Source organism: Burkholderia sp. Ac-20384, from assembly GCF_017104605.1.
Taxonomy (GTDB): Bacteria; Pseudomonadota; Gammaproteobacteria; order Burkholderiales; family Burkholderiaceae; genus Burkholderia; species Burkholderia lata.
In genome coordinates, this window is sequence record NZ_JAAGPE010000087.1 from 21,603 (window position 1) to 32,144 (window position 10,542).

Here is a 10,542-nt window from a genome sequence, read left to right on the forward strand (position 1 = left end):
GCTCCGTTTTACCCGCGCCCCTTCCATTACGACAGCGAAAGCTTTTTATGCCTGCCATTAGCACTCATAATGCGTCGCATGGTACGCAATCTCGACATCGCGCTGCTGCGCGCCTTCGTCACCGTCGCCGAGCATCGCAGCATGACGGCGGCCAGCCGCGCGCTACACCTGACGCAAGGCGCGATCAGCCAGCAGGTCGCACGGCTCGAAACGCTGTCCGGCCCGCTGTTCGTCCGCGAGCACCGCAACCTGCTGCTCACGGCGGACGGCGAGCGGGTGCTCGGGCAGGCGCGCCGGCTGCTCGCCGTGCACGATGCGCTGCTGACCGACATGACGGCCGGCGTAGTGGAAGGGGCCGTGCGCGTCGGTGCGCCGCAGGATCTCGTCTCCTCCTGCCTCGCACCGATCCTGAAAGGCTATGCGCAAGCGCATCCGCAGGTCGCGCTCACGCTCGTGTGCGCGGCCTCGCCGGAACTGCGCCGGGGGCTCGCGCAGGGCGAACTCGACGTCGCACTGATCGAGGCGCCGGTCGGGCCATCGCGCGGCGAGTGCATCGCCGTCGACCGCCTGGTCTGGGTCGGCGCGAAAGGCGGCACCGCGTACCGGAATACGCCGCTGCCCGTGTCGATGGTCGCGCAGACCTGCGCGTTCCGCCCGACGGTGCTCGACGCGCTGCGCGGCTGCGATCGCGCGTGGCGCACCGTGTTCGAGAACGGCAGCATCGATGCGACGGCCGCGACCGTGCGCTCCGATCTCGCCGTGACCGCCTGGCTCGCGTCGACCGTACCGGCCGACCTCGACATCCTGCCGGCCGGCAGCGGCCTGCCCGCACTGCCGAACTTCGCGATCAACCTGCATCTGCCGCGCGGCCAGCGCACGCCGGCCGCGACGGAACTCGCCCGCCATCTGCGCAACGGCTTCGCGCGCGTGCGGGCGGCCGCCTAGCGCCGGTTCCCGCTACACGATGCCCGGCTCCTGCGGCGCCGGTGTCGTACCGGCAGCCTCCAGCGCCTGGTGCAGCGTCGGGAAAATGCACGACGCGCCGACGATTTCCGTGATCCGGTGGCGATCCATGTCGGCGCGCAGGTAGCGGTTGACGCGCCCGAACAGCACGCCGATCCCGCGTGCCTGCAGCATCTTGACGAGGTCGGTCAGCGTCCGCGCGGCCGAATAGTCGATGTCGGTGATCGCGCCCGCATCGACGACGAACCAGCGCGTCGGCACCGGCGCCGCATCGACGAGCTCGGTCACTTCGGCGGTGAACAGATGGTCGTTCGCGAAGAACAGGTCGGAGCCGAACCGGTAGACGATCAGCCCCGGCGCCGTCATCGCACCGCGTCGCGCGGGCACCGGCTGCCACCGTCCGTTGCCTTCGACGGGTTCGAGCACCATCGTGTGCGGCTGGTAGCTGTGGCGCACGTGCCGCATCAGCGACAACGCGACGGCCAGCAGGATCCCGTGCTCGACGCCGACCGTCACGACGGCCAGCGCCGTCACCAGCGCGAGCGTGAACTCGCCGGGGCTTTCCTTGCGGATCGCGGCGAGGCTGCGCACGTTGATCAGCCCGAGCGCGATCGTGAACACGATGCCGGCCAGCACCGCATGCGGCAGGTACTGCAGATAGGTGCTGAAGAACAGCAGGACCACCGCCACCACGGCCGCGAACGCGAGGTGCCCGATCTGGCTGCGCACGCCCGCGCCGTCGGCCATCGCCGTCTGCGTCGGGCTGCCGTTGACGACGAACGCGCCGCCCACCGCCGCCGCCGCGTTCGCGGCCGCGAGGCCGAGGATATCGACGTTGGTATCGACCTCCTCGTCGTACTGCTGCGCGAACACGCGTGCGGCGGCCGCACTCTGCGCAATGATCATCACGAAGCACGACGCGGCGACCGGCACGAGATCGAGGAACTGCTGCCACGTGACGGACGGCCAGCGCAGCGGCGGCAGCCCGCCGGCGACCGGCCCGAGCACCGCGATGCCGTGCGCGGCGAAGCCGAACGCGGAGCTGGCCGCGATGCTGCCTGCGACCGCGATCATCGGCATCGGCACGCGTGGCAGGAACCGCTTGCACGCGAGAATCGCGACGACGACGAGCGCCGCGAGCGCGAACGTCGGCCGGCTCGTATGGACGAGATGCGTGACGACGTAGTCGAGCTGCGCCAGGCTGCGCGACGCCGGGTACGGCACGGCCAGCCCGAGCATGTCGCCGAGCATCGCAATCGACACCTGTACGCCGACACCGGCGAGAAAGCCGACCAGCACCGTACGCGACAGGAAATCGGCAAGAAAACCCAGCTTGAAGATACGCGCAAGCAGCAGCATCGCGGCCGTCAGCAGCGCGACCATGCCGGCCAGCGCCACGTACTCGGCGCTGCCGGCCGGCGCGATCGACGACAGCCGGCTCGCGAAAATCGTCGCGGTCGCGGAATCGGCGGCCACCACCAGATGCCGCGACGCGCCGAAGCACGCGAACGCGACGAGCGGCAGGAACACCGTGTAGAGGCCCGTGACAGCCGGCATCCCGGCGATGCGGGCATAGCCGAGCACCTGCGGGATGTCCATCGACGCGAGCGACATGCCCGCGAAGATGTCGCGGATCGCCCCGCCACGACGGATCGGGAGGATGCCTTTCAGCAGCCGCACGCCTGACGCGCGGCTTTCGTTGGAATCTTGCATGCGTGGAATGCGTGAATACGGGGTGACGGGGTTCGCAAAGGCGTTCGCGCATCGTGCCCCGGGCAGGCATCGCATGGCAAGTGCGCGAAGGCGGTGCGTGTCGCTCACCGTCGGCGCTGGGCCGCACGCAACGACGAACGGCCCACCGACGATCCATGCGACGTCCGCATGATTGCGCGGATCGCCGTTCACGCGCATCGAAGCACGAAGGCCCGCCGTAGCGGGGTCGAGACGATCCCGTGCCGGTGTGCCACGCATCCGGCCGCACGCGCGTGCGACGGCTTGCGGTGACGCGCTTTCGTTACCCGCCCTCACCCGATTACAGAGGAGACCTGCGCAATGGTGAGGAAGTTCGGGAGCGCGCCCCCCGCATTCCCGGCAACGTACACGGAACCCGATGGCACAATCACGGTCCCTTTCATGTGCCCTTCACCGGGCGCGCGCCGCGCCGCGGCGCCGATTCAACGCACGAGAAGGCCCCTGTTTGCCCCTATGACCCTGAACGAATCCTGGTTTGCGCCGCTCGTCGGCATCCTCATCCTGCTCGCCGCCGCCGGCGCGATCACCGCCGTCGTCCATTTCCTGCTGTTCCGCGTGGTCGCGCGGCTCGCACGGCTTTCCGCCACGCGCGTCGACGACGCGCTATTCGAGTTCGGCGCGTTCAAATGGCTGAACCGCATCGTCCCGTTCGTCGTGATCAAGCTCGGGCTCGGCGCGGTGCCCGGCATCCCCGAGACGGCCGCCGAGGCCGCCGACAAGGTGCTGTTCGCGCTGATCGTGTTCCTCGTGACGATGACGGTCAGCGCGACGCTGTCCGCGCTCGAACACACGCATCGCACGTACCAGCGCGATCAACACGACCAGCCGCACCTGTCGCTGAAAGGCGCGATGCAGCTCGTCAAGCTCGTGATGTTCATCACGGCCGCGCTGGTCGTGATCGGCGATGCGACCGGCAAGCAGATCGGCCTGCTGCTGTCCGGCATCGGCGCGATGTCGGCGGTGCTGATGCTGATCTTCAAGGACACGCTGCTCGGCCTCGTCGCGGGCGTGCAACTGTCGTCGAACGACATGCTGCGGATCGGCGACTGGATCACGATGCCGTCGGCCGGCGCGGACGGCACCGTGATCGACATCACGCTGAACACCGTCAAGGTCGCGAACTTCGATCACACGATCATCACGGTACCGACGTGGAAGCTGATCACCGAGAGCTACCAGAACTGGCGCGGGATGACCGAAGCGGGCGGGCGCCGCATCAAGCGCGCGCTGTTCGTCGACGCGACGAGCGTGCGCTTTCTCTCAAACGACGAGATCGAGCGGCTCGAACGCCTGACGCTGCTGAAGGATTATCTCGAGGACAAGGTCGACGCGATCGAGCAATGGAACGGCACGCTCGGCGCAGCCGGCGACTGCCCGGCGAACCGCCGCCAGCTGACGAACCTCGGTACGTTCCGCGCGTATGTCGCGAACTACCTGAAAGGCCATCCGCGCATCCGCCGCGACATGACCTGCATGGCGCGGCAACTGCCGCTCACGGCCGAAGGCATTCCGCTCGAACTGTACTGCTTCACCGACACGACGACGTGGGTCGACTACGAGGCCATCCAGTCCGACCTGTTCGATCACCTGATCGCGGTGTTGCCGGAATTCGGGTTGCGCGTGTACCAGCACCCGTCAGGCTTCGACATGCGGCAGATGGTCGGCGCCGCGCAAACCGTGCAGCACGCGCCGCACGCGGGTTGATGCATGCGATGGCGGCCGGTGATCGGCCGCCGCTCGCCGCGCGGCTCCCTGCACTCACCGCGCCGCGCACTCCGACGCGAGCCGCCCGAGCACCTTCAATGCATCCTCGATCTGCCGCGACCATGGATAGCTGTAGTTGAGCCGGATGAAATGCCGGTAATCGGTGCTCGCCGAGAACATGTGCCCGGGGCCGACCGTGATCCCTTGAGCGAGCGCCACCGCATACAGCTTCATCGCGTCGACCTGCGGCGGCAGCTCGACCCACAGCACGTACCCGCCCTGTGGCTGCGACAGCCGCGTGCCTTCCGGGAAGAAGCGCCGCACCATCGCGCTCATCAGGCTCGCCTGCTGCGCGTACTGCTTGCGCATGCGTCGCAGATGAAAATCGTAGCCGTCGTATTTCAGGTACTCGGCAATTGCGAGCTGCTCGATTGCGGGCGTCGCAAGCGTGTTCAGGAATTTCAGCTTCTCGACCTGGTCGCGGTAGCGGCCCGGCATCGCCCAGCCGATCCGGTAGCGCGGCGACAGGCTCTTCGTGAACGACGCGCAATGCAGCACGAGCCCGTCGCGGTCGAACGACTTCAGCGCGCTCGGCGTCGTGTCGCCGAAGTGCAGCTCGTGATAGACGTCGCTCTCGATCGCCGGCACGCCGTGCTTCGCCAGCAATTCGACGAGCGCGCGCTTGCGCGCGTCGGGCATCTCGAACCCGAGTGGATTCTGGTAATTCGGCATCACCATGCACGCGGCGATGTGCTCGCGTTCGAGGATCCGTTCGAGCGCATCGAGATCGATGCCGTCGACCGGATGCGTCGCGACTTCCAGCGCGCGCATGCCCATCCGCTCGATCGCGTGCAGCATCGCGTAGAAGGTCGGCGACTCGACGGCGATCGTGTCGCCCGGCTTTGCGACGGCCTGCAGGCACAGGTTGATCGCCTCGGTCGCGCCGATCGTCACCACGATCTCGCCGGGTTCGACCGCGATCCCGCGCTCCGCATAGCGCCGCGCGATCTGGCGGATCAGCTCCTGGTTGCCGGGCGGCAGATCGTCGATCACGCCCCAGCGCGTGCGGCGGCGGCCGATCGTCTGCGCATAGCGCGCGAGACGCTGCACCGGAAACTGCGACGCGTCGGGATATGGCGAGCCGAGCGGCACCGCGTCGTCGCGCGAGATCGAGCGCAGCGTCGACAGCACGAGCCGGCTCACGTCGACGGCCGACGGCTCGGCGGCAGGCGCCGACATGTGCAGCTCGGCCTCGGCCGGCGCCGACGCGCGCGCGCGGACGAAATAGCCCGATTGCGGCCGGCTTTCGATCAGGCCGCGGCTTTCCAGCACGAGGTACGCGCGCAGCACGGTCGTGACGCTGAGCTGCTGCTGCCGGCTCGCCTGCCGCACCGACGGAATCCGCTCGCCGGGCCGGTACACGCCACGTTCGATCTGCGCCTGGAGATCGTCGGCCAGTTGTTCGTAACGCTTCATGCGCCTTCCTTTCAACTTCCCTTCAACAACACAGTTGCGATCCGCACTGCCTGAATGGCCGCAACTGTACTCTTTTTTGAAGCGAACAGGTGTACACACAGCCGGACCGGGGCCGCGCGTACTCTGCACCTATCGACCCCGACACCCGCTGCATCATGAAAAAGAAATCCGCCACCGCGCGCATCGAACCGTACACCCACCCGGCCGCCGGCTGGGGCGCGCTGAAAGCCGTCACGATCAACCTGATCAAGGAAAAGGTCGCAGGCGGCAACTACCGTACGCTGCTGCGCCAGAACCAGCCGGACGGCTTCGACTGCCCGGGCTGCGCGTGGCCCGACCGCCAGCACGCATCGACGTTCGAATTCTGCGAAAACGGCGTGAAGGCCGTGGCCGCCGAAGCGACAAGCAAGCGCGTGACGCCCGACTTCTTCGCCGCGCACACCGTGACCGAGCTGCTCGAGCAGTCGGACTTCGAACTTGAGCAGCACGGCCGGCTCACCGACCCGATGGTGTATGACGCGCAGACCGACCGCTACGTGCCGATCGCCTGGGACGACGCGTTCGAGCTGATCGCGCGCCACCTGCGTGAGCTGCCCGACCCGAACCAGGCCGCGTTCTACACGTCCGGCCGCGCCAGCAACGAAGCGGCGTTCCTGTACCAGCTGCTCGTGCGGCTGTACGGCACGAACAACTTCCCCGACTGCTCGAACATGTGCCACGAGGCGACGAGCCGCGGGCTGCCGGCGTCGGTCGGTGTCGGCAAGGGCACCGTCACGCTCGACGATTTCGAACACGCGGACACGCTGCTGATCTTCGGCCAGAACCCGGCCACCAACCACCCGCGGATGATGGGCGAACTGCGCGAGTGCGCGAAGCGCGGCGCGACGATCGTGTCGATCAACCCGCTGAAGGAACGCGGCCTCGAACGCTTCGCCGATCCGCAAAGCCCGATCGAAATGCTGACGATGTCGGGCACCAAGATCGCGTCGACGTTCATCCAGCCGACGATCGGCGGCGATTTCGCGCTGATCAAGGGGATGGCGAAGCGTGTGCTCGAACTCGACGACGCCGCGCGCGCCGCCGGTGCGCCGCGCGTGCTCGACACCGCGTTCATCGGCGAGCACACGGCCGGCTTCGACGCATTCGCCGACGACCTGCGCAACGAAAGCTGGTCCGCACTGACGGCCGAAAGCGGCGTGCCGTATGAACAGATCGACAGCCTCGCGCAACTCTATGCACGCAGCGAGCGCGTGATCGCGACGTGGGGCATGGGCATCACGCAGCACAAGCATTCGGTCGCGACCGTGCAGATGCTGACGAACCTGATGCTGATGCGCGGCAACATCGGCCGCCCGGGCGCGGGCCTGTGCCCGGTGCGCGGCCACTCGAACGTGCAGGGCAACCGCACGGTCGGCATCGAGGAAAAGCCGTCGCAGGCGTTCCTCGACCGGCTCGGCCACGTGTTCGACTTCGAACCGCCGCGCCACCACGGCCTCGATGTCGTCGAGACGATCGAAGGGATGCTCGAAGGCCATGTGAAGGTGCTGATCGGCCTGGGCGGCAACTTCGCGATGGCGACGCCCGACACGCCGCGCACGTGGGAAGGCATGCGCCGTTGCGACCTCTCGGTGCACATCACGACGAAGCTGAACCGCAGCCACCTGATCCACGGCCGCGACGCGCTGATCCTGCCGACGCTCGGCCGCACCGAGATCGACCTGCAGGACAACGTCGCGCAAGGCGTGACGGTCGAGGATTCGATGAGCATGGTCCACGTGTCGTACGGGATGAACAAGCCGGCGTCGCCGAACCTGATGTCGGAGCCCGCGATCGTCGCGCACATGGGCAATGCGCTGTTCGGCAACGGCAAGATCGACTGGCTGGCCTACAAGGACGACTACGCAAAGATCCGCGACGCGATCGAGGCGACGCTCGACGGCTTCTACGACTACAACACGCGCATCGCGCGGCCGGGCGGCTTCCACCTGCGCGTCGCGTCGCGCGACCGCGAATGGCTCACGCCGACGGGCAAGGCGAACTTCATCGCGCACGCGCTGCCGACCGACACGCCGATCCAGCGTGCCCGCGCGCAGCACGGCGAACGGCTGATGACGCTGATGACGACGCGCTCACACGATCAGTACAACACGACCGTCTACGGGCTCGACGACCGCTATCGCGGTGTGTTCGGCCAGCGCCGCGTGGTGTTCGTCAACCGTGACGACCTCGCAATGCTCGGCCTGAAGGCCGGCGACTGGGTCGACATGGAAACCGTGTGGCACGACGGCATCGAGCGGCGCGCGGACGGCTTCCTGCTCGTCGAGTACGACATCCCGCGCGGCTGCATCGGCGCGTACTACCCGGAAACGAACCCGCTCGTGCCGCTCGACAGCGTCGGCGACGTGTGCAACACGCCGACGTCGAAGTCGATCCCGGTGCTGCTGCATCGCGCGGCCGCGCCGGCGTCGATCGCCGCCTGACGGAGCGCAGCGATGATCGTTCGTCCGCGCGAGCATTGGCTGCGGATGCTGCTCGTCTGGAACGGCTCGGTGCTGCCGACCATCCTGCCGCAGCTCGTGCTGACGCTCGCGATCAGCCTCGTCGCGGTATGGGGTGGCGGCCGCGTGCTCGGCGAGAAGGTGCCGCTGAACCCGACGCCGTTCACGCTGATCGGCCTCACGCTCGCGATCTTCGCGGGCTTTCGCAATAACGCGAGCTACGAACGCTACCGCGAGGGGCGGCAACTGTGGGGCGGGGTTCTGACCGCCACGCGCACGCTGGTGTCGCAGGCGCTCTGCTACGGCGCGATCGATCGTGACGATGCCTCGCGGCGCGTGTTCGTGCGGAAAGTCGTCGCGTTCGTCTATGCGCTCAAGCATCAACTGCGCGGCACCGATCCGGCCGCGGACCTGCGCGGGCTGCTCGACGGCGCCACCTATGCGCGCGTCGCCGCTTCGCGGTTCCGCCCGGTCGTGATCGTGCACGAACTGCGCGAAGCGTTCGCCGCACGCGCCGATGCGGGCCACCTCTCTGACACGCGGCTCTGGATGCTCGACGCGCGCCTCGACGATCTCGTGTCGATGGTGAGCGGCTGCGAACGGATCGCGTCCACGCCGATCCCGTTCTCGTACGACGTGCTGCTGCACCGGACCATCTACGCGTACTGCGTGCTGCTGCCGTTCGGTCTCGTCGATTCGATCGGCGCGGCGACGCCGTTCGTCTCCGTGTTCGTCGCCTATACGCTGATCGCGCTCGACGCGATCGCGCATGCGATCGCCGAGCCGTTCGGCGACGGGCCGAACCATCTCGCACTCGATGCGATGACGCGCCAGATCGAGCGCACGCTGCTCGAACTGAACCGCGAGCCGCTGCCGGCGGAAGTGACGCCGGGCAAGGCCTATCGGCTCAGTTGACGCACTGCCCGCCGCACACGCGCGTCGGGCACGCCGTCATTCCTGGCGGCCTCGCAGGAAGCCATCGTGCGCGGCCGCCGTCTCCGCGATCGTTCTCAACAGCACCGCACCGCGCAGCAGCGCGCGGCCGTCGTCGCTATCGACTTCGGTCACGCGCCGCAGCAGCACGCGGGCTGCCGCGTTGCTGGCGCGCTCCAGCCGCGCGAAATCCGCGTGCCCGACCCGCCCTCGCACCAACGCGACCGCACGGCGCGCCGCCGGCTCGCGCGTCGCCAGTTCCGCCAGCGCCAGCAGGCTGTCGCCGATCGTCCAGGCCGCGAGCAGATCGCGCAGGTCGCGCTCGATCAGGTCAGGCGGCAGACGGCCCGCGAAACCGAGTTCACGGCCGAGACGGTCGGCCGTGCGGCTCAGCCATTCACTCGCCCGCCACGCCCGCGGGTTGCGTGCGATGCGCGTCAGGTCGTCGCGCACCGCGCGATGCAGGCGCCGCCGGCTCGTGCCGGGATCGCCGGGAAACACGAGTGAGAACACCAGCGCCCCGAACGCAATGCCCAGCAGCGTGGCGAGCGCCGAATTGAGAAAGGCGGCATCGCCGATGCGTGCCGTATTGTCCGGCGACGTGAAATTCCAGAAGAAGATCGAGAAGCCGCTGCCGATGCCGGCCGTGCGCGGATTGCGCATCGCGATGCCCGTGCCGATCATGAACACGCCGAGGATGTACGCAAGCATCTCGAAGCCCGACACCGCCGGCAGCAGCACGAAATTGCAGAGCGCGCCCGCGACCGCCGCGCACGCCGCCCCTTTCAGGAAGCCGACGGTGGCGCCCACCGAGTTCGGGCGCGTCGAGAACAGCGCGCAGACCACGCCCGTGATCGCGACGAACCCGGCGCCCGACGGCCACGCGGTGACGATCCACAGCGCCGACGCGACCAGCACCGCGATGAACGCGCGAATCCCGTTGTGCCACGCGAGTACCGGATCGTGGTGGAACGCATAGCGCACGCGCGATGCCGGCGGATTCGGCCGGTCCAGCTGCGCCTTGCCCGCAAAGGCGGCGTCGAACCCGGCAAGCAGTGCCGCCAGCCGGTCGAGCGTAAGCAGGCGAGACGGGTCCGAACCAGCCGGCTCCGCGGCCTCGGCACGCACCGCGTCGTCCACGCGCGCACGCAATGCGGTCAGCGCGGGCCCCGCTTCGCCCGACGCGGCCACGCCGTCGAGCACCTGCGCAGCATCG

7 protein-coding genes are annotated in these 10,542 nt (G+C 68.3%); 4 read left to right on the plus strand and 3 right to left on the minus strand.

The window, feature by feature from the left end; genetic code table 11:
* The first annotated feature begins 69 nt into the window (after positions 1-69).
* Complete coding sequence (locus tag G3O00_RS18555) at positions 70-945, plus strand: LysR substrate-binding domain-containing protein (protein WP_206143892.1); 876 nt, start codon at positions 70-72, stop codon at positions 943-945.
* A gap of 12 nt (positions 946-957) precedes the next feature.
* Here the strand turns inward: G3O00_RS18555 and G3O00_RS18560 are convergent, their stop codons facing one another.
* On the minus strand, positions 958-2,676 hold the full coding sequence (locus tag G3O00_RS18560; RefSeq protein ID WP_206143893.1) for a SulP family inorganic anion transporter: 1,719 nt from the start codon (positions 2,674-2,676) through the stop codon (positions 958-960).
* Between the two features lie 492 nt (positions 2,677-3,168).
* Between G3O00_RS18560 and G3O00_RS18565 the strand changes: the two genes are divergently transcribed.
* On the plus strand, positions 3,169-4,419 hold the full coding sequence (locus G3O00_RS18565) for a mechanosensitive ion channel family protein (protein ID WP_206143894.1): 1,251 nt from the start codon (positions 3,169-3,171) through the stop codon (positions 4,417-4,419).
* Positions 4,420-4,473: 54 nt separating this feature from the next.
* Here the strand turns inward: G3O00_RS18565 and G3O00_RS18570 are convergent, their stop codons facing one another.
* Complete coding sequence (locus tag G3O00_RS18570) at positions 4,474-5,895, minus strand: PLP-dependent aminotransferase family protein (RefSeq protein ID WP_011354871.1); 1,422 nt, start codon at positions 5,893-5,895, stop codon at positions 4,474-4,476.
* A 155-nt stretch (positions 5,896-6,050) separates the two neighbouring features.
* On the opposite strand from G3O00_RS18570, the gene G3O00_RS18575 reads away from it, so the two are divergent.
* Positions 6,051-8,375, plus strand: a complete 2,325-nt coding sequence (locus tag G3O00_RS18575; protein ID WP_206143895.1) for an FdhF/YdeP family oxidoreductase — start codon at positions 6,051-6,053, stop codon at positions 8,373-8,375.
* A 12-nt stretch (positions 8,376-8,387) separates the two neighbouring features.
* Positions 8,388-9,308, plus strand: a complete 921-nt coding sequence (locus G3O00_RS18580) for a bestrophin family ion channel (RefSeq protein WP_206143896.1) — start codon at positions 8,388-8,390, stop codon at positions 9,306-9,308.
* A 36-nt stretch (positions 9,309-9,344) separates the two neighbouring features.
* On the opposite strand, the gene G3O00_RS18585 is transcribed toward G3O00_RS18580, so the two are convergent.
* Positions 9,345-10,542 (minus strand): FUSC family protein (locus G3O00_RS18585; RefSeq protein ID WP_206143897.1); only part of this gene is annotated, 1,198 nt, incomplete at its 5' end.

What these genes read in the sequence shown, in the direction of transcription:
- G3O00_RS18555 (WP_206143892.1), top strand. Translation starts at nt 70, where the DNA reads ATGCGTCGCATGGTACGCAATCTCGACATCGCGCTGCTGCGCGCCTTC.
- G3O00_RS18560 (WP_206143893.1), bottom strand. Translation starts at nt 2,676, where the DNA reads ATGCAAGATTCCAACGAAAGCCGCGCGTCAGGCGTGCGGCTGCTGAAA.
- G3O00_RS18565 (WP_206143894.1), top strand. Translation starts at nt 3,169, where the DNA reads ATGACCCTGAACGAATCCTGGTTTGCGCCGCTCGTCGGCATCCTCATC.
- G3O00_RS18570 (WP_011354871.1), bottom strand. Translation starts at nt 5,895, where the DNA reads ATGAAGCGTTACGAACAACTGGCCGACGATCTCCAGGCGCAGATCGAA.
- G3O00_RS18575 (WP_206143895.1), top strand. Translation starts at nt 6,051, where the DNA reads ATGAAAAAGAAATCCGCCACCGCGCGCATCGAACCGTACACCCACCCG.
- G3O00_RS18580 (WP_206143896.1), top strand. Translation starts at nt 8,388, where the DNA reads ATGATCGTTCGTCCGCGCGAGCATTGGCTGCGGATGCTGCTCGTCTGG.